Source organism: Burkholderia sp. AU31652 (assembly GCF_002223155.1).
Taxonomy (GTDB): domain Bacteria; phylum Pseudomonadota; class Gammaproteobacteria; order Burkholderiales; family Burkholderiaceae; genus Burkholderia.
Genome location: NZ_NKFG01000003.1, coordinates 1,115,863 through 1,134,328, shown reverse-complemented (window position 1 = coordinate 1,134,328; position 18,466 = coordinate 1,115,863). Strand labels below are relative to the sequence as shown.

Here is an 18,466-nt window from a genome sequence, read left to right as displayed (position 1 = left end):
CCGTCTTCGACACAGGGCATTGAATGCATCAGAAAAACGAAATTTCCCGTCGACAGTTTCTCCGGCTGGGCGCCGGCACGATAGGCGTGGCGCTGGGAAGCGCATCGCTTCTGTCGGCATGCGGAGGCGACTCGATTTCGGTCGCGCCGGTCACGACACCTCGGCTGAGTTCCGCATCGAATTTTCGCGACACGGCCGGGCCGGACGGAACCGGCTACGTGACAACGAGCGGCGCCAAGATGAAAAAAGGTGTGATCTATCGTTCATCCGCGCTCGCGTTGTCGGCCGCGGACATCGCCACCGTCGGCACGCTTGGCATCAGGCAGGTCTGCGACCTGCGCACACCCGCCGAGATCAAGACGCAACCGGATGTGCCTCTGGCCGGCGCCACCTGGCAAAACCTCAACGTGCTCGGGGCTGCCAGCATCGATCCGATCCCGACTACCGGCGCCACCGCGACGGCATTCATGTTGAGCATGTACCGCGCGTTCGTCACGTCGGACACCGCGCATGCCAGCTATCACGCGCTCTTCACCGGCTTCGCTGGCTCCGGCGAAAACCTGGTGTTCCACTGCACGGCCGGCAAGGATCGCACGGGCTGGGCAACCGCGATCCTGCACACGATCCTGGGCGCGTCCGAGCAGACGATACTCGCCGACTATCTGCTGACGAACGTCTATAGCGCATCGGAAATCGCCGCTTCGGTCGCCCAGGCGCAGAAAGCCGGCGGCCAAAATGCGGCAGACATGATGACTGCGCTGCAAGGCGCGCACACCGACTATCTGCAGGCGGCATTCGACCAGGTCGCCGCGTCGTACGGCTCGATGACGTCGTATATCGCGAACGGGCTGCAACTCGACCAGGCGACGCTGAACGCAATCCGGCGGCACATGCTGGTCTGACCGACCCGCGGCTGCTGCGACGGGGGCCGGATCGCATCCCCGCTTCGACCGCCGCGGCCGCTGCCCGTCGCGTTCGGCGAAACCCGCATCGGCCAAGGCTGCGGTGGATTTTCCCGGTCGCGGAAACATTCGCCGACGACGGGCCGAGCAAACCAAACGGCCGTTTGATCCGGCCACCCAACCACCCCGAATCCATTGTCCCGCAGCCCGCCGGACAGGCGCACCCCGGCGCCCGTTGTTTGGTAACGCCGCTCTAGCACGCTATGCCACACTGCACGGCATCGACGCTCGCGCCGTGCAGTGGCGCGCGCCGCCGTCGATCACGACAAGACATGGAGACAGACGATGCGGAATGCGGTCCGGCGCGGCCATCGCTCGCCTTTGGCAATTTTCGACTGGATTTCCGGCCCGCCACGCGCGGCCCGCCCCCTGTCGCCCGCGACGTCCCGCGTGTTCGGCTGCGGCGTGCTGGCGCTCGCGCTGCTGTGCGCCGGTTGCGCGGAATCATCCGCGCAGCGTGACGGCAACGCGTCGGTCGCGTCGACGAAGATCGAACGCACCAAGGCCGAACGCCTCGCCCGCGAGCAGCAGGTCGCACGCACCGTGCCGTCGCTCGCATCGATCAGCCTCACGCAACCGCGTCCGTTCACGCTGCGGGACTCGGGCCAGAACGGCGCGATGACGTTCCTGCGCGACGTCGATTTCCGCATCGTCAACAATCTCGGCTTCTTCATCCATCAATTGTCGGCCACGCTCGTGCCGACGCAAGCCGGCGCGCCGATCGTGTTCGACGATCCGACCAGTTTCCAGATCGACGTACATGAAGGCACGGTCACGCTCGACGACGCGAAGCTCACCGCCCTCTTCAACACGTACATCTTCGGCTACCGCAACGCGCCGCTGCGCAAGCTCGCCGTGTCGGCCGGCGACGGCGTGATCCACCTGCAAGGCGAGATGCAGCGCGACGGCTGGGTGCCGTTCTCGCTGACCGGCACCCTCGCGATCCGTGACGGCAGCCAGCTCGTGTTCCATCCGACGGGCGTGCGCGTATCGGGCATCAACGCGCAGCCGGTGATGCGCGCGGCCAACGTGAAGATGGCCGACCTGCTGAAAGTCCAGACGCCGATCGCGCAACTCGCCGGCGACGATCTCGTGATGTCGGTCGACAAGCTGATGCCGCCGCCGCGCCTGAAGCTCACGATCACCGCGCTGCGCGTGACGCCGGCCGGGCTCGACCTGAAGCTCGACGACGGCACGCATGCCGGCTTCGCGATGCCCGCGAACGCGCCGCAGCAAGCGATGTACATTCGCGGCGGCGACGTGAAGTTCATGCGCTCGATGCCGATGAACGCGGACATCCTGATCGGTCCGGTCGATGCCACGAAACGTGACCAGACTTTCGTGTTCGACCTTTATCACTATCGCGACCAGGTGTCGGCCGGCTACTTCAATTTCGACGAAAGCGGCGCGATGGCGATCCGGATGCCGTCGTATGCGGGCCCGGCCAGCGGCGCGTTGCTCGGCAACGCGACCGCGCGCCTGAACGACAGCTTCCTCGCCGCGCAACAGAGTGCGTTGCGCGACTTACGCCAGCACTGGGAAGCCTACGCACTCGCGGCGAACCCCGCCCACCCCGGCATGCAGAAGGTCGCGATGCGGCGCACGTCGACCACGCCGTTCAACGAACGGCATGTGTCGAACCGCAACCCGACGATCCATCTGCGCAACGTCGACTTCAACCTGTCTGGGGATATCGGCTTTCACGTCGAGGACCTCGACGTCGAGCTCGTCTCGAAGCGGCCCGGCGAACCCGTCGACCTCGACGATCCGAACCAGTACGACATCCGCATTCTCGGCGGCACCGTCGTCGAGTCGTGGAAAGCGATGTCGGCGCTCTTCAACAACTATCTGCTCGACTACTCACCCCGCTCCCTCAACGACCTCCAACTGAGCGCGGACGGCACGAACCTGCGCGTCCAGGGCGGCATCAAGCTGTGGAACCACGTGCCGGGCGTCTGGCTGCCGACCGACATGAAAGGCACGCTGTCCGTGCTCGACGACCGGCATCTTGCATTCAAACCGTCCCAGGTGTCGGTGCTCGGCATCCCGCAGGCGAAGCTGCTGCGTTCGCTCGGCATCGAGCTCGCGTCGCTGACGCCGTTGCAGCGGCGCGGCGCGGAACTGCGTGGCGACACGCTCGTGCTCGACCAGTACACGGTGTTCCCGCCCCCCGTGCTGAACGGCAAGCTCGGACAGGCAACGGTCGAGCGCGACGGGCTGCGCCTCACGTTCAGGCGCATGGCGGGCGCGCCCGCGCCGCAACGGCCGCAGATCGATGCACCGAGCTACATGTGGATGGAAGGCGGCGACATGAAGATGTTCAACGTGCTCGAACTGAACGTGCGCGCGCTGATCCGGAATTCGGCCGAGGCCGGCCCGATGCGTTTCGACCTGTACGGCTACCGCAGCCAGGTCGCGCAGGGCTCGGTGCGGATGCTGCCGGACGGCACGCTGGTCGTCGACATGGGGCAGAAGAACCCGCTCGCGTCACGCTGAAACACACGCGGCACGCATGAAAAAAGCCCGGCGGCACGTTGTGAACTGCACCCCAAAAGTTGGACATCGATCCAACCTTTGGGGTGTTTTTCATGAGCAAGTACACGGAGCAGTTCAAGGTATCCATTGCAGAGGAGTACGAGTCCGGCCACGCTGGGTTCCGTGAGATGTCCAAGCGCCACGGCGTCGATGAGGCGACGATCCGCAAGTGGGTGGCGGCCCATCGCATACATGGTCCGGCAGGCTTGAAGAAGAAGTGCGAGCGCTACAGCGCAGAGTTCAAGTTGCTTGTACTGCAGCAAATGCGTAGCGAAGGGTTGTCAGCGCGTGAGACGGCTGCACGCTTCAACATTAGGAACCGTACGGCCATCGGCCAGTGGAAACGCCAGTATGATGAAGGCGGTATAGACGCACTGTCGCCGCGCCAGCGGGGGCGCCCCAGGAAGATGCCCAAGCCACCGCTCACGCCACCGCCGCTACCCGAGGACGATACGCGCTCCCGACAGGAACTACTCGACGAGTTGAACTTCCTGCGCATGGAGAACGCGTACTTAAAAAAGCTCGAAGCCTTGGCTCAAGCGCAGCAGCGATCAGCGCAACGCAAAAAGCGCAAATCGTGCTCGAGCTAAGGCAGCAATATCCGCTTGCGGGCTTGTTGAAGGTTGCCGGCTTGGCGCGCAGCACGTTCTACTATCATCAGAAATTGCTCGGAGCAGCCGACAAGTATGCCGATACAAGGGCAAGAATCTGCTCGCTGTTCGAACGGCACAAGGGCCGCTACGGCTATCGACGCATCACGCTCGCTCTACGTAATCTGGGACAGGTGATTAACCACAAGACTGTGGCGCGTCTGATGGGTGAGTTGCGGCTGAAGTCTTGTGTGCGCCCGAAGAAATACCGCTCCTACAAAGGTAGCGTCGGACGTGTTGCACCTCATGTTTTACAGCGTCGGTTCTACGCAAAGCGTCCGAATGAGAAGTGGGTAACGGATGTCACGGAATTCAACGTGGGTGGCCAGAAGCTGTACCTGTCACCAGTGCTCGATCTGTACAACGGCGAGATCATTGCTTATGAAACCGCGAGGCGCCCGGCGTTCGAGATGGTCAGCGCAATGCTTCGCAAGGCATTGGCGCGCTTGAAGTCACACGAGCGGCCTCTCTTGCATTCGGATCAGGGCTGGCAGTACCAGATGCCTGCGTATCGCCGCCTACTGCAGCAACGAGCGCTCACGCAAAGCATGTCGCGTAAAGGGAATTGCCTGGACAACGCCGCCATGGAGAGCTTCTTCGGCACGCTGAAATCCGAGTTCTTCCATCTGAATCGGTTCCGCAACCTGGACGAACTGCAAACCGGCTTGGCAAGCTACATCCACTACTACAATCACGACCGCATCAAACTGAAACTAAAAGGGCTGAGTCCCGTGCAATACAGAACTCAGCCCTAGCCGTCATAACCCGTCCAACTTTACGGGGTCAGTTCACGTTGCCAACCGGGCTTTTCATTTCATTCTTCGCGCTTCGCACTCAGTCGTGCTTCAGTCCGTCGATCACGTCGAGCAGCGCCTGCCGCAATGCAATGACGTCGACGGTCGTGCCTGGCTTGCCTGGTGTGCGTGCATCGGCGGCCTGCGCCTCCGGCTCGACGGGTGCTGCCGCGGCCCGCTCGCCGGCCGGCGAATCGAGCCGGTTGCGCGCGCCGTTGATCGTGAATCCCTGCTCGTACAGCAACTCGCGAATCCGCCGGATCAGCAGCACTTCGTGGTGCTGGTAATACCGACGATTGCCGCGCCGCTTCACCGGCCGCAGTTGAGTGAATTCCTGTTCCCAATAACGCAGCACATGCGGCTTGACCCCGCACAGTTCGCTGACTTCACCGATCGTGAAGTAGCGCTTCGCGGGAATCGGAGGCAAGACGACTTTCTCAACCGTAGTGGTCATCGTCGGTTAACCGTCGGTAAGGGTGCGCGGCGGCCGCGCGGAGACGTCAGCGCGCGGGGCTTACTCCGCGCCGTTTTCGACCAGCGCCTTCAGCTTCTGGCTCGCGTGGAAGGTTACCACCCGGCGGGCCGCGATCGGAATCGCCTCGCCCGTCTTCGGATTGCGACCCGGGCGCTGCGGCTTGTCGCGCAACTGGAAATTGCCGAACCCCGACAGCTTGACGCTCTCGCCGTTTTCGAGCGCGTCACGGATCACCTCGAAAAACGCCTCGACCATGTCCTTCGCTTCACGCTTGTTCAGCCCGACGCTGTCGAACAGCAGCTCCGCCAGTTCCGCCTTCGTCAGCGTGGGCGTCTCGGTGGACGCCGGCGCCGAAGCGTCGCGGTTCATGGCGCTGCGTTGCGCCGTCAGGAGGGCTTCGAATTCACTCGAGGTCATGTCGTTCATATCTGCCATACAGCGCGTTAAATCAAAACTTACGATCGGAACAGGCCGCCCGCGAGCGGGCGGACCTCCTCCTTAGCCGCGCAGGCGCGCACCGGCACGAGCCATCCGCTCGACCAGCGTCTGGATCGCCTGATCGACGACCTCGTCCTGTAGCGTGCCAGCCGCGTCCTGCAGCGTCACGCGGAAGGCAAGGCTCTTCTCGTGCGCGGCAAGACCACCGGAAGTATTTGATTTTGCACGAAATTCGTCGAAGAGTACAACCCTCTGAACGAATCGGCAGGCCTCTTCGGCAAGCGCCTTCTTCATTTCGTCGAAAAGTGCCTGAACCTCGACCGCCTGATCGACGACAACGGCGATATCGCGACGAACCGGCGGGAATTTCGATACGTCGGTCGGCGCGGGCAACGCACGTGCAATCAGCGCGTCCGCGTCGACCTCGAACATCACCGGCGCGTGCGGCAGCTCGTACTTCTGCATCAGGCGCGGGTGCAGCTCGCCGATCCAGCCGACCGCACGGCCATCGACTTCGATGCGCGCGCTGCGGCCCGGATGGAGGGCCGGATGCTCTGCCTTCACGAAGCGTGCGGTTGCGGGCGCGAGCAGTGCTTCGAGATCGCCCTTCACGTCGAAGAAATCGACCGCGCGGGTCGCCGTGCCCCATTGCTCGTCGAGCGCCGGACCGTAGGCAAGCGCACCGACGCGCTTCGGCTGCACGTAGCCCTCGACCGTCAGCTCGCCGGCCTTCGCCGCCGTATCGGTGAGGAACACGCGGCCAGCCTCGAACACGCGCACGCGATCCGCGCGGCGGTTCAGGTTGTGGCGCAGCACGGAAATCAGGCTGCCGAACAGCGTCGTGCGCATCACCGACAGCTGGCTCGCGATCGGGTTCAGCAGACGGATGGGTTGGTCGTTGCCCGCGAAATCCTGCTCCCACTCCGCATCGACGAAGCTGAAGTTGACGGTTTCCGCGTAGTCGCGCGCGGCCAGCGCGTGGCGGATGTCGTGGATCGAGCGACGCGTCTCGTTGGTCGCGCGCATTTCGCTCGTCGCGACCGGCGGACGCGCCGGGATCTTTTCGAAGCCGTAGATGCGCGCCACTTCCTCGATCAGGTCTTCCTCGATCTCGATGTCGAAGCGATGCGACGGCGGCGTGACGAGGAATGCGTCGTCTTCACGCTCGAACGGCAGCCCGAGGCGCGTGAAGATGCTCGCGATCTCGTCGGCGCCGATCTGCACGCCGATGATGCGGTTCGCGCGCGATACGCGCATCTTCACCGGCGCGCGCTGCGGCAGGTTCACGGACTGATCGTCGACCGGGCCGGCCTTGCCGCCGCAGATCTCGAGAATCAGTTGCGTGATGCGCTCGACGTGCTCGACGGTCGTCGCGTAGTCGACGCCGCGCTCGAAGCGATGCGCCGCATCGGTCGAGAAGTTGTACTTGCGCGCGCGGCCGCGGATGCTGTCCGGCCACCAGAATGCGGCTTCCAGGTAGATGTTGGTCGTATCGAGCGTGACGGCCGTGCTGTCACCGCCCATGATGCCGGCCAGGCTTTCGACCTGACGGTCGTCCGAAATCACGCCGACCGTTTCGTCGAGTTCGACCGTGTTGCCGTTGAGCAGCTTCAGCGATTCGCCGCGCTTGCCCCAGCGCACCTCGATGCCGCCGTGGATCTTGTCGAGATCGAACACGTGCGACGGACGGCCGAGCTCGAACATCACGTAGTTCGAGATGTCGACGAGCGCCGACACGCTGCGCTGGCCGGAACGCTCGAGGCGCTCGACCATCCACTGCGGGGTCTTCGCATGCGCGTTCACGCCGCGGATCACGCGACCCGAGAAGCGGCCGCACAGATCGGGCGCGGCAATGCGCACCGGCAGCGTCTCGTCGAGCTCGGCGCGCACCGGGCGGATGTCGACCGGCGTCAGCGGTGCGCCGGTGATCGCAGCCGTCTCGCGTGCGATGCCGAACACGGACAGGCAGTCGGCCTTGTTCGGCGTCAGCTTGATTTCGAAGATCGTGTCGTCGAGATTGAGCGTCTCGCGGATGCCCTGGCCGACCGGCGTGTCTTCCGGCAGCACCAGCAGGCCGCTGTGATCCTCGGACAGCTTCAGCTCGCGCGCCGAGCACAGCATCCCCTGGCTCTCCACGCCGCGCAGCTTCGACAGCTTGATCGCGAACGGCTTGCCGCCCTCTTCTGCCGGCGGCAGTTCCGCACCGACCAGCGCGACCGGTACCTTGATGCCAGGAGCGACGTTCGGTGCGCCGCAGACGATATTCAGCGTCGCGCCGGTGCCGGCGTCGACCTGGCAGACATTGAGCTTGTCCGCATCCGGATGCTTGACGACTTCGAGCACGCGGCCGACGACGATCTTCGACGTCGGCGGCGCAGCCTTGCTCAGCGATTCGACTTCGAGCCCCGCCATCGTCAGCGCGTGCGACAGTTCGTCGGTCGTCAGCTGCGGGTCGACAAAGGTTCTCAACCAGGATTCAGGGAATTGCATGGATGTCTACGTTCGAAACAGGTTAGATCGACGCCCGGGCCCCTCGGAAACGTCCGTCGGGGCGTGCACGGGCACAGGTCGGCGCGGCGCGCGGCGTTACGCGAACTGGCGCAGGAAACGCAGGTCGTTCTCGAAGAACAGCCGGAGATCCTGGACGCCGTAGCGCAGCATCGTCAGGCGCTCGAGGCCGCTGCCGAACGCAAAGCCGATGTAGCGCTCGGGATCGAGGCCCATGTTGCGAATCACGGTCGGATGCACCTGCCCCGAACCGGAGATCTCGAGCCACTTGCCGGCGTTCTTGCCTTGCTCGAACATCATGTCGATCTCGGCCGACGGTTCCGTGAACGGGAAATACGACGGACGGAAGCGCACGAGAATGTCGTCGCGCTCGAAGAATTTTTTCAGGAAGTCGGTATAGACGCCCTTGAGGTCGGCGAAGCTGATGTTTTCGTCGATCCACAGCCCCTCGACCTGATTGAACATCGGCGAGTGGGTCGCATCGCTGTCGACGCGATACGTGCGGCCCGGCGCGATCACCTTGATCGGCGGACGGTTCATGCGCGCGTAACGCACCTGCATCGGGCTCGTGTGCGTGCGCAGCAGCAGCTGGCGGCCGTCGGCATCCTTGCCTTCGACGTAGAAGGTGTCCTGCATCGAACGCGCCGGATGGTTCTCCGGGCTGTTCAGCGACGTGAAGTTGTACCAGTCGGTCTCGATTTCGGGGCCGTCGGCCACATCGAAACCGATCGAGCCGAAAATCTGTTCGACACGCTCCCACGTGCGCATCACGGGGTGCAGGCTGCCTGCACCGGCGCCGCGGCCAGGCAACGTCACGTCGATCGCCTCGGCAGTGAGGCGCTGATTCAGCAGCGCGTCGGCCAGTGCCTGGCGACGGGCGGTCAGCGCGGCTTCAACCTGCTGCTTCGCGACGTTGATGCGTGCGCCTTCGGTCTTGCGTGCTTCGGGATCGAGCTTGCCGAGGCCCTTCAGCAACTCGGTCAGCGCACCCGACTTGCCGAGAAATCGTGCTTTCTCGTTTTCGAGCGTGGTGATGTCGGCAGCCTGTTCGAAGGACTGCTGCGCGTCGGCGACAATCTGGTCCAGATCCATAGATCCCATCATTTCCAACGTCATTCGGTCTTGGCGAGCGAAATCGCCCACCAAACAAAAAAGGGGCTCGGAAGAGCCCCGTTTTCGCTGCAGCGGCCGAGACTACCGGAACCTCGCTGCAACTAACCACGCAGTGCTAATTTCGCAATTAGGCTGCAACGGCGGCTTTCACCTGCTTGACGATCGCAGCAAAAGCAGCCTTGTCGAACACCGCCATGTCGGCCAGAACCTTACGGTCGAGTTCGATCGACGCCTTCTTCAGGCCGTTGATGAACACGCTGTAGGTCATGTCGTGCTGGCGAACTGCCGCGTTGATACGCGTGATCCACAGTGCGCGGAACACACGCTTCTTGTTGCGGCGATCGCGGTACGCGTACTGACCAGCGCGCATCACCGCCTGCTTGGCGATGCGGTAGACGTTATTGCGACGGCCGCGATAACCCTTGGCCAGGTTGATGATCTTCTTGTGGCGGGCCCGTGCGGTTACCCCACGTTTGACTCGAGGCATGTTTCTCTCCTTAGAGTATCAGTTAGGGGTTACGCGAACGGCAGCATCGCGCGGACGGAGTTCAGATCGGAATCATGAACTGCCGTTGCGCCGCGCAGGTGACGCTTGTTCTTCGTGGTTTTCTTGGTCAGGATGTGACGCTTGAAGGCTTGACCGCGCTTGACGGTACCGCCCGGACGCACCACGAAGCGCTTTGCAGCACTCTTCTTGGTCTTCATCTTAGGCATGACGAACAACTCCAGTTTATTAGATGGCGATGGGTGTGCGGTTGGCTTGCGCCCTGGACCCGCCCTTCGAAACCCAGTCCACTTGTGTACGGTGAACCGCTTGCGCAGCCGCCGTCATTGTTGGCGCGCCGCCCTGACCGGGCAACGCGCCGAACCTCTGCGAACCTGCGCGCGACGCGCGCGGGCTCGTTACTTCTTTTTCTTCGGCGAGAGCACCATGATCATCTGGCGCCCTTCCATCTTCGGCATCTGCTCGACCTGGCCGACTTCCTCGAGATCCGTGCGCAGACGCTCAAGCATCCGCATACCGATTTCCTGGTGAGCCATTTCGCGGCCGCGGAAACGCAACGTGATCTTCGTCTTGTCGCCTTCTTCGAGGAAGCGCACGAGATTGCGGAGCTTGACGTTGTAGTCACCGTCATCGGTACCCGGGCGGAACTTGACTTCCTTGACCTGGATGACCTTCTGCTTCAGCTTCGCTTCGTGCTGCTTCTTCGACTCCTGGTACTTGAACTTGCCGTAATCCATCAGACGGCAAACCGGGGGAACCGCTTGCGGCGCGATTTCCACCAGGTCAACATCCAGTTCTTCCGATTTACGGAAAGCATCAGCGAGTTTTACGATACCGAGCGGTTCGTTCTCGATCCCGACCAGGCGCACTTCCGGCGCAGTGATTTCACCGTTGATGCGGTGCGACGACTTATCAGTAGCGATGTTACGTTTCCTCTAAAAATTAAAAAAACGAGCCGCGCTGCCAGGGCGGTTACTTGAACGAGCGCAGGTCTTCCTGCAGACGCTCAACGAAGGCTTCGACCGGCATCACGCCAAGATCGACGCCGCCACGGGCACGCACGGCTACCGTTTGCGCATCACGCTCCTTATCCCCCACGACGAGGAGATAAGGCACCTTTTCCAGCGTGTGCTCGCGTATTTTATAGCTAATCTTCTCATTGCGCAAATCGGCCGTCACTCTAACCCCTTGTTTTTGCAACGTTTGGGCCAGAGATTGCGCATATTCGGCCTGACTTTCGGCGATATTGAGCACAACTGCCTGGAACGGCGCGAGCCAGGCCGGCATCGCACCAGCGTGGTGCTCGATCAAAATGCCGAGGAAACGCTCCATCGAACCGACGATCGCACGGTGCAGCATCACCGGACGGCGACGGCTGCTGTCATCCGCGACATACTCGGCGCCGAGGCGCTCCGGCAGCACCATGTCGAGCTGCAGCGTGCCGCACTGCCACGAACGGCCGAGCGCATCCTTGATGTGGTACTCGATCTTCGGACCGTAGAACGCGCCTTCACCCGGCAGCTCTTCCCACGTGAGGCCGCACGCCGTCAGCGCGTCGCGCAGGCCCTGCTCGGCGCGATCCCAGGTCTCGTCCGTACCGGCGCGCTGCTCCGGGCGCAGCGACAGCTTGATGTCGATGTGGTCGAAACCGAAGTCCTTGTACACGCTCATCGCCAGCGTGTTGAACGCGATCGATTCCGAGATGAACTGGTCTTCCGTACAGAAGATGTGTGCATCGTCCTGCACGAAGCCGCGCACGCGCATCAGCCCGTGCAGCGCGCCCGACGCCTCGTTGCGGTGGCACGAACCGAATTCCGCGTAACGCAGCGGCAGGTCGCGGTACGAGCGCAGGCCGTGCTTGAACACCTGGACGTGGCCCGGGCAGTTCATCGGCTTGATCGCGTAGTCGCGCTTCTCCGACTCCGTCGTGAACATGTTCTCGCGGTAGTTCTGCCAGTGACCCGACGCTTCCCACAGCGAGCGGTCCATGATCATCGGCGTCTTGATCTCGAGGTAGCCGGCTTCGTTCACGCGGCGGCGCATGTACTGCTCGACCTGCTGCCACAGCGCCCAGCCCTTCGGATGCCAGAACACCATGCCCGGCGACTCTTCCTGCATGTGGAACAGGTCGAGCTGCTTGCCGAGCTTGCGGTGGTCGCGCTTTTCCGCTTCCTCGAGCACGTGCAGGTACTGGTCCTGGTCTTCCTTCTTCGTCCAGGCCGTGCCGTAGATGCGCTGCAGCTGCTCGTTCTTCGAATCGCCGCGCCAGTACGCGCCGGCGACCTTCATCAGCTTGAAGACCTTCAGCTTGCCGGTGGACGGCACGTGCGGGCCACGGCACAGATCGGTAAAGCCGCCGTGCGAATACAGCTTGATTTCGTCGCTTTGCGGAATCGACTCGATGATCTCGGCCTTGTACTTCTCGCCGATGCTGCGGAAGTAGCCCGCCGCTTCGTCACGCGACACGACACGACGCGTCACGGGCTCGTCCTTCTTCACGAGCTCCTGCATGCGCTTTTCGATCTTCTCCAGATCTTCGGGCGTAAACGGGCGGTTGTACGAGAAGTCGTAATAGAAACCGTTGTCGATCACCGGGCCGATCGTCACCTGCGCGTCCGGGTACAGTTCCTTCACCGCGTACGCGAGCAAGTGCGCCGTCGAGTGACGGATGATGTCGAGACCGTCGGCGTCCTTGTCGGTCACGATCGCGAGCGATGCGTCGCGGTCGATCACGGCCGACGTATCGACGAGCTCGCCATCGAGCTTGCCACCAAGCGCAGCCTTCGCAAGGCCGGGACCGATCGAGGCTGCAACCTCGGCAACTGTCACCGGATGCTCGTATTGTCGAACTGAGCCGTCAGGCAAGCGTATCGAAACCATAGCAATCTCCGTGATGCCGACAGTGGGCGGCAGACCAGGTACGCGATATAAAAATCACGCGGGAAAATGTCGCGACAAAAAAAATGCGGCCCCGCTTTCGAGGGGCCGCATTCGATACTTCACTCAAACTGAAAGGGCGAAAGGGTTCCTCGACTAGCGTCGCTCCGAAAAGGTTTCGGTCAACGTTCGCGGTGTCATAACCGTATTCGCCTTGTTCGCGTTGAGTTATTTGCTGCATCGAACACCCGGAGACCGGGCATTCTCAATTCGTTGGTAGGCTCGATTGGACTCGAACCAACGACCCCCACCATGTCAAGGTGGTGCTCTAACCAGCTGAGCTACGAGCCTAGTGAAGCTAAGATTATATGGAGCCGCTACCCGCTTGGCAAGTATTTTTATGCGGTCGCAGCAAAATAACGGTGTTCGAACCCCACATCAGGCCTTCCGCCCCGCCCGCACGACGCCCTGCACCTCGCCGAGCAGCGTGCACGCGCGCTGCACCTGCGCCGAGTTCGACACCTCGACCGTGAACTGCATGAATGCCGCATTGCGGCGGCTCTGCGTCTTCACGCCCACCACGTTCATCTTCTCGCGCGCGAACACTTCGGAGATGTCGCGCAGCAACCCTTGCCGGTCGCTCGCCTCGATCATCAGGTCGACCGGATAGACGGACGCACCGCGCCCGCCGAGCACGTCGGCCGACCAGGTCGTCTGCAGCACGCGCTCCGGCGCGCGCTCGACCATCCGGCGGAACGTCGGGCAATCGGTGCGGTGGATCGACATCCCCTTGCCGCGCGTGACGAAACCGCTGATCGGATCGGGCGGCGCCGGACGGCAGCATCGCGCGAGCTGGGTCAGCAGCGCGTCGACGCCCACGACCAGCACACCGGTCGACGCGCCATGCGCCACGCTCGCGCCGCTGCTGCGCTTCTCGAAATCGGCAGGCGCCTCGGGCGCCGGTTCGGGCGGCGGCGCATCGGACAGCGCGTGCTCGACATTGCGCAGGCTGAACTCTTCCTTGCCGACGACCGAGAACAACTCCTCGGGCGACTTGAAGCCGAGCTTCGCGGCGAGATTGTCCAGGCTGACCGACGTCTTGCCCTCGCGTTGCAGCGTCTTTTCGACGAGCGCGCGGCCATGCGCGACGTTTTCTTCCTGCTCGATCGAGTTGAACCACGCCCGCACCTTCTGACGCGCGCGCGGGCTCTTCATATAGCCGAGCTGCAGGTTCAGCCAGTCGCGCGACGGGCCGCCCTCCTTCACCGCGACGATCTCGACCGTCTGGCCGTTTGCGAGCGGCGTATTGAGCGGCACCATCGCGCCGTCGACACGTGCGCCACGGCAGCGATGGCCAAGCTCGCTGTGCAGGTGGTATGCGAAATCGACCGGCGTCGCGCCCTGCGGCAACGCGATCACGCGCGCCTGCGGCGTCAGCACGTAGATGTGATCGTCGTCGAGCGACGTCTCGCGCAATTGCGCCCACGCCTTGTCGCCCGACTGTTCCGCGCCGTCCTCGACGTCATCCTTCCACGCAAGCAGCTGGCGCAGCCATGCAATCTTCTCGTCGTACTTGTCGCTTGCCGAGAACTGGCCGCCGTAGCCGCGCGCGCCGGCTTCCTTGTAGCGCCAGTGCGCGGCGACGCCGTACTCGGCGAAGCGGTGCATCTCCTGCGTGCGGATCTGCACTTCGAACGCGCGGCCATCGTCGCCGATCACGACCGTGTGCAGCGACTTGTAGCCGTTCGGCTTCGGCCGCGAGATGTAGTCGTCGAATTCCTTCGGCACCGGCTGCCACAGGTGATGCACGATGCCGAGCACCGCGTAGCAATCCTTGATGTCCGGCACGATCACGCGAAACGCGCGCACGTCGTACAGCTCGGAGAAGTCGAGTTCCTTGCCGCGCATCTTGCGCCAGATGCTGTAGATATGCTTCGGCCGGCCGCTCACGTCGGCCTGGATGTGCGCATCCGCCAGCTCTTGCTGCAACCGGTCGATCGCCTGCTTGACGTACGCTTCGCGCTCGATGCGCTTCTCGTCGAGCAGCTTCGCGATCCGCTTGTAGGTGACGGGATCCTCGAAACGGAACGCGAGATCCTCGAGCTCCCACTTCAATTGCCAGATGCCGAGACGGTTCGCGAGCGGCGCATAGATCTCGAGCGTCTCGCGCGCGACGTCGGGCGGCGGGTCGATCTTCGCGGCCGCGTAGTAGCGCAGCGACTGCAAGCGCGACGCGAGCCGGATCAGCACCACGCGGATGTCTTGCGCGAACGCCAGCAGCATCTTGCGCAGCGCCTCGATCTGCGTGCGCCGCTCTTCGGCCGCATCGCGCCCCGCGTCGGCCCCCGCGTTCTGCGCGGCACGCAGGCTGACGGTACCGAGCCGCAACAGCTTGCGCACGTCGGACACGAGCCGCGCCACTTCGTCGCCGAACCGCTCGGTGAGCTCGCGCTCGGGGTCGCTCAGGTGCGGCGTCAGCACGAACAGCGCGGCCGCCTGCATCGCGGACGGATCGACATTCAGCGTGCGCATGATCGACGCCGTGCCGGCCGAGTGATCGGCGAGCAGTTCGCCCGACGACAGGCGCACGTCGCCGGCCCGCTCGCGCACGAACGCGAGCACGTCGTCGAACGACGGCGTCGCGACGGGAGAGGCGGAAACGGACTCGGTCATTGCTCGGCCTGGCGGAATGCGATCATCGTCGGGTTGCGTTCAGCTCCGTTGCGCAGCGACGACCACGATCTCGACGAGCAGTGCCGGATCCGCGAGCTTCGCCTCGACGGTGGCGCGCGGCGGCGTGTTGCCGTGCGCGACCCATGCGTCCCACTCCGCATTCATGCCTTCGAAGTTCGCCAGATCCGAGATGTAGATCTGAACCGACAGCAGATGCGCCTTGTCGCTGTTCGCTTCGGCGAGCAGGCGATCGATGTGGCCGAGCACTTCGCGCGTCTGGCCCCTGATGTCCTGGGTGGTGTCTTCGGCGATCTGGCCGGCCAGATACACGGTACCGTTGTGGATCGCGGTTTCGGAGAGACGGGCCCCGACGTGGTGACGAATGACTGCCATGGAATGTTCCGGTCGTGAGTGGATGGAGATTCGGGCGGCGGCACGGCCCGCGTGCCGCCGAACCGCATATTATGACGCGTTTATGCACCGCCTTCGACGAAAAACCGCCGCGCGAGCGCAATCTGGCTTGCGTCGATGAACGCCGGCGCGTGGCCCGCCCCTGGGATCTCGGCGTGCGTCACATGCCGGCCGCGACGCTCCATCTCGGCCACCGTCTCGCGCGACAGCAGGTCGGACGTCTCGCCACGCACGACGAGCAGCGACGCGTTCGTCGTCTCGATCGCGTGCCACAGCGCAGCCTCGCCGAGCGCCGCCAATTCGGGCGTCGTCGCCTTGAACGGTTCGGCGATGCGCGGATCGTAGCGAACCGTCCAGCCCCCTTCGGGCAGCTCGCGCAGCAGCGGCCCGTTGATCTCGCGCCACTCGTCGGCGGTCAGCGCCCCGAACGGCAGCGACAGCGACGTCAGATAGTCGATGCCCTCCTGCCGGGTCGCAAAGCGCGGCTGCACGCCGAGATATTCGCCGATGCGCGTGAGCGACTCGGGTTCGATGCGCGGGCCGACGTCGTTGACGATCATCCGGCGCAGCGGCGAACCCGGTAGCCCCGCGAACGCCATGCCGATCAACCCGCCCATCGACGTGCCGAACCAGTCGACCGATTCGACGTCGAGCCGCGCGATCAGCGTCACCATGTCGGACACGTATTGCGGGATCGCATAGAGCCGCGGATCGGCCAGCCAGTCCGACTGGCCGCGCCCGACGACATCGGGGCAGACGACGCGATACGTGTCGGACAGCGCCGCGGCGAGCCGGTCGAAATCGCGCCCGGAACGGGTCAACCCGTGCACGCAGACCAGCACGCGCGGGTTGGCGGGATCGCCCCACTCGGTATAGGCGACGTGGTGAAGGCCGGCAGCGCTCGCACACTGCACGCGCCGCTGGCGAGGAACCTGGGAATTCGCTGGGGTCGTTGGCATCGTTGGCATCCTGTCGAACGGGGGCGACGCGCAGGGCAACGCTTGCGACGCCCGATGCAAACGATTGTAAACCGCTTCAGCCGCACGGGTCCGCTCGTCGGGCATCCGACGATCGGCCTGACCGAGGACACCATGACAAACGCCCCGCATGCCGTCGTCCGGCATGCGGGGCGTCGAAGCTGCGCGTACGCGCAGAACCTTATGCGACCGCGCTGATGTCGAGCGGCGCGCCCGTCTTCGCCTGGATCTCGTCGGCGCTCACGCCGTCGGCGAGTTCAAGCACCTTCAGGCCGGACGGCGTCACTTCGATCACGCCGAGATCGGTGATGATCAGGTCGACCACGCCGACGCCCGTCAGCGGCAGGTTGCATTCCTCGAGGATCTTGTGCTGGTCGCCCTTCGCGACATGCTCCATCAGCACGACGACGCGCTTCACGCCGGCGACGAGATCCATCGCGCCGCCCATCCCCTTGATCATCTTGCCGGGGATCATCCAGTTCGCGAGGTCGCCCTGCTTGCTGACCTGCATTGCGCCGAGGATCGCCAGGTTGATGTGGCCGCCGCGGATCATCGCGAACGAATCGGCCGACGAGAAGATCGACGAGCCCGGCAGCGTCGTGACGGTCTGCTTGCCGGCGTTGATGAGATCGGCGTCGACTTCGTCTTCGGTCGGCGACGGGCCGATGCCGAGCAGGCCGTTCTCCGATTGCAGCCACACCTCGACACCTTCCGGCACGTGGTTCGCAACGAGCGTCGGCAAGCCGATGCCGAGGTTCACGTAGAAGCCGTCCTGCAATTCCTTCGCCGCGCGCGCGGCCATCTGGTCACGATTCCAGGCCATGTCAGTCTCCTTTCGCGCGTACGACGCGTTGTTCGATGCGTTTTTCGGGCGTCGCGTTCAGCACGATGCGTTGCACGAAAATCCCCGGCGTGTGGATGTGGTCGGGATCGAGTTCGCCGTTCTCGACGATCTCCTCGACCTCGGCGACGGTGATCTTGCCGGCCATCGCGCACATCGGGTTGAAGTTGCGCGCGGTGCGGCGAAAGATCAGGTTGCCGGACTTGTCGGCCTTCCAGGCCTTCACGAGCGCGACATCGGCCGTCAGCGACGGCTCGAGCACGTAGTGGCGATCGCCGAACTGGCGCGTTTCCTTGCCTTCCGCGATCACGGTGCCGTAGCCCGTGTTCGTGAAGAACGCCGGGATGCCCGCACCGCCCGCGCGCAGCTTCTCGGCGAGCGTGCCTTGCGGCGTGAATTCGAGCTCGAGTTCGCCGGCCAGGTACTGGCGCTCGAACTCCTTGTTCTCGCCGACGTACGACGAGATCATCTTCTTGATCTGGCGCGTTTCCAGCAGCAGGCCGAGGCCGAAACCGTCGACGCCCGCGTTGTTGCTGATGCAGGTGATGCCCTTGACGGCCGTATCGCGCAACGCCGCGATCAGCGCCTCGGGAATCCCGCACAGGCCGAAGCCGCCCACCGCGAAGGTCTGTCCGTCGCGGACGATCCCTTCCAGCGCGGCAGCCGCGCTTGGATAGACTTTGTTCATCAGTTGTCCCTTCCTCTAT

16 protein-coding genes and 1 tRNA gene are annotated in these 18,466 nt (G+C 63.8%); 3 read left to right on the top strand and 14 right to left on the bottom strand.

The window, feature by feature from the left end; all coding sequences use genetic code 11:
- Nucleotides 1–86: 86 nt before the first annotated feature.
- The 3 genes from CFB40_RS07920 to CFB40_RS07905 all read left to right on the top strand — a co-directional run bounded on the left by CFB40_RS07920 (nucleotide 87) and on the right by CFB40_RS07905 (nucleotide 4,902).
- On the top strand, nucleotides 87–902 hold the full coding sequence (locus tag CFB40_RS07920; protein WP_256976578.1) for a tyrosine-protein phosphatase: 816 nt from the start codon (nucleotides 87–89) through the stop codon (nucleotides 900–902).
- A 345-nt stretch (nucleotides 903–1,247) separates the two neighbouring features.
- Entirely contained in the window at nucleotides 1,248–3,458 is a 2,211-nt protein-coding gene (locus CFB40_RS07910) for a hypothetical protein (protein WP_089431399.1), read from the top strand.
- Between the two features lie 92 nt (nucleotides 3,459–3,550).
- Nucleotides 3,551–4,902, top strand: a protein-coding gene (locus CFB40_RS07905; RefSeq protein WP_089430986.1) for an IS3 family transposase whose coding sequence is annotated in 2 segments (ribosomal slippage) — nucleotides 3,551–4,025 and nucleotides 4,025–4,902 — 1,353 coding nt in all. Because the reading frame shifts where the segments join, the coding sequence is not laid out codon by codon here.
- Between the two features lie 79 nt (nucleotides 4,903–4,981).
- Here CFB40_RS07905 and CFB40_RS07900 read toward each other — a convergent pair.
- The 14 genes from CFB40_RS07900 to CFB40_RS07830 form a co-directional block, all read right to left on the bottom strand.
- Nucleotides 4,982–5,395, bottom strand: a complete 414-nt coding sequence (locus CFB40_RS07900; RefSeq protein ID WP_089425202.1) for a MerR family transcriptional regulator — start codon at nucleotides 5,393–5,395, stop codon at nucleotides 4,982–4,984.
- A 60-nt stretch (nucleotides 5,396–5,455) separates the two neighbouring features.
- On the bottom strand, nucleotides 5,456–5,842 hold the full coding sequence (locus tag CFB40_RS07895; RefSeq protein WP_006486093.1) for an integration host factor subunit alpha: 387 nt from the start codon (nucleotides 5,840–5,842) through the stop codon (nucleotides 5,456–5,458).
- A 72-nt stretch (nucleotides 5,843–5,914) separates the two neighbouring features.
- Nucleotides 5,915–8,344, bottom strand: coding sequence for a phenylalanine--tRNA ligase subunit beta (gene pheT, locus CFB40_RS07890; RefSeq protein ID WP_089430985.1), 2,430 nt, complete (start codon nucleotides 8,342–8,344; stop codon nucleotides 5,915–5,917).
- Between the two features lie 96 nt (nucleotides 8,345–8,440).
- Nucleotides 8,441–9,454, bottom strand: a complete 1,014-nt coding sequence (gene pheS, locus CFB40_RS07885; RefSeq protein WP_006486107.1) for a phenylalanine--tRNA ligase subunit alpha — start codon at nucleotides 9,452–9,454, stop codon at nucleotides 8,441–8,443.
- A gap of 148 nt (nucleotides 9,455–9,602) precedes the next feature.
- Nucleotides 9,603–9,962: a 50S ribosomal protein L20 gene (gene rplT / locus CFB40_RS07880; RefSeq protein ID WP_004192938.1), complete on the bottom strand. Its 360-nt coding sequence runs from the start codon at nucleotides 9,960–9,962 to the stop codon at nucleotides 9,603–9,605.
- A gap of 29 nt (nucleotides 9,963–9,991) precedes the next feature.
- Nucleotides 9,992–10,189, bottom strand: coding sequence for a 50S ribosomal protein L35 (gene rpmI / locus CFB40_RS07875; protein WP_004191477.1), 198 nt, complete (start codon nucleotides 10,187–10,189; stop codon nucleotides 9,992–9,994).
- Nucleotides 10,190–10,378: 189 nt separating this feature from the next.
- On the bottom strand, nucleotides 10,379–10,903 hold the full coding sequence (gene infC / locus CFB40_RS07870) for a translation initiation factor IF-3 (protein ID WP_071734130.1): 525 nt from the start codon (nucleotides 10,901–10,903) through the stop codon (nucleotides 10,379–10,381).
- Between the two features lie 49 nt (nucleotides 10,904–10,952).
- Nucleotides 10,953–12,860, bottom strand: coding sequence for a threonine--tRNA ligase (gene thrS / locus CFB40_RS07865; protein ID WP_089430984.1), 1,908 nt, complete (start codon nucleotides 12,858–12,860; stop codon nucleotides 10,953–10,955).
- Nucleotides 12,861–13,131: 271 nt separating this feature from the next.
- Nucleotides 13,132–13,208: transfer RNA gene (locus tag CFB40_RS07855), tRNA-Val, on the bottom strand.
- 87 nt (nucleotides 13,209–13,295) lie between these two features.
- Entirely contained in the window at nucleotides 13,296–15,530 is a 2,235-nt protein-coding gene (locus CFB40_RS07850) for a RelA/SpoT family protein (RefSeq protein ID WP_089430983.1), read from the bottom strand.
- A 39-nt stretch (nucleotides 15,531–15,569) separates the two neighbouring features.
- Nucleotides 15,570–15,923 carry a RidA family protein gene (locus tag CFB40_RS07845; RefSeq protein WP_069247804.1) on the bottom strand — a complete coding sequence of 118 codons (354 nt, stop codon included), beginning with the start codon at nucleotides 15,921–15,923 and terminating at the stop codon, nucleotides 15,570–15,572.
- A gap of 80 nt (nucleotides 15,924–16,003) precedes the next feature.
- On the bottom strand, nucleotides 16,004–16,900 hold the full coding sequence (locus CFB40_RS07840; protein WP_089430982.1) for an alpha/beta fold hydrolase: 897 nt from the start codon (nucleotides 16,898–16,900) through the stop codon (nucleotides 16,004–16,006).
- Between the two features lie 199 nt (nucleotides 16,901–17,099).
- Nucleotides 17,100–17,741 carry a CoA transferase subunit B gene (locus CFB40_RS07835; protein WP_011351774.1) on the bottom strand — a complete coding sequence of 214 codons (642 nt, stop codon included), beginning with the start codon at nucleotides 17,739–17,741 and terminating at the stop codon, nucleotides 17,100–17,102.
- 1 nt (nucleotide 17,742) lies between these two features.
- On the bottom strand, nucleotides 17,743–18,447 hold the full coding sequence (locus CFB40_RS07830) for a CoA transferase subunit A (RefSeq protein WP_085038865.1): 705 nt from the start codon (nucleotides 18,445–18,447) through the stop codon (nucleotides 17,743–17,745).
- Nucleotides 18,448–18,466 lie beyond the last annotated feature (19 nt).

What these genes read in the sequence shown, in the direction of transcription:
- CFB40_RS07895 (WP_006486093.1), bottom strand. Translation starts at nt 5,842, where the DNA reads ATGAACGACATGACCTCGAGTGAATTCGAAGCCCTCCTGACGGCGCAA.
- rplT (WP_004192938.1), bottom strand. Translation starts at nt 9,962, where the DNA reads ATGCCTCGAGTCAAACGTGGGGTAACCGCACGGGCCCGCCACAAGAAG.
- pheT (WP_089430985.1), bottom strand. Translation starts at nt 8,344, where the DNA reads ATGCAATTCCCTGAATCCTGGTTGAGAACCTTTGTCGACCCGCAGCTG.
- CFB40_RS07845 (WP_069247804.1), bottom strand. Translation starts at nt 15,923, where the DNA reads ATGGCAGTCATTCGTCACCACGTCGGGGCCCGTCTCTCCGAAACCGCG.
- thrS (WP_089430984.1), bottom strand. Translation starts at nt 12,860, where the DNA reads ATGGTTTCGATACGCTTGCCTGACGGCTCAGTTCGACAATACGAGCAT.
- CFB40_RS07830 (WP_085038865.1), bottom strand. Translation starts at nt 18,447, where the DNA reads ATGAACAAAGTCTATCCAAGCGCGGCTGCCGCGCTGGAAGGGATCGTC.
- CFB40_RS07850 (WP_089430983.1), bottom strand. Translation starts at nt 15,530, where the DNA reads ATGACCGAGTCCGTTTCCGCCTCTCCCGTCGCGACGCCGTCGTTCGAC.
- rpmI (WP_004191477.1), bottom strand. Translation starts at nt 10,189, where the DNA reads ATGCCTAAGATGAAGACCAAGAAGAGTGCTGCAAAGCGCTTCGTGGTG.
- CFB40_RS07910 (WP_089431399.1), top strand. Translation starts at nt 1,248, where the DNA reads ATGCGGAATGCGGTCCGGCGCGGCCATCGCTCGCCTTTGGCAATTTTC.
- pheS (WP_006486107.1), bottom strand. Translation starts at nt 9,454, where the DNA reads ATGGATCTGGACCAGATTGTCGCCGACGCGCAGCAGTCCTTCGAACAG.
- CFB40_RS07900 (WP_089425202.1), bottom strand. Translation starts at nt 5,395, where the DNA reads ATGACCACTACGGTTGAGAAAGTCGTCTTGCCTCCGATTCCCGCGAAG.
- CFB40_RS07835 (WP_011351774.1), bottom strand. Translation starts at nt 17,741, where the DNA reads ATGGCCTGGAATCGTGACCAGATGGCCGCGCGCGCGGCGAAGGAATTG.
- CFB40_RS07840 (WP_089430982.1), bottom strand. Translation starts at nt 16,900, where the DNA reads ATGCCAACGACCCCAGCGAATTCCCAGGTTCCTCGCCAGCGGCGCGTG.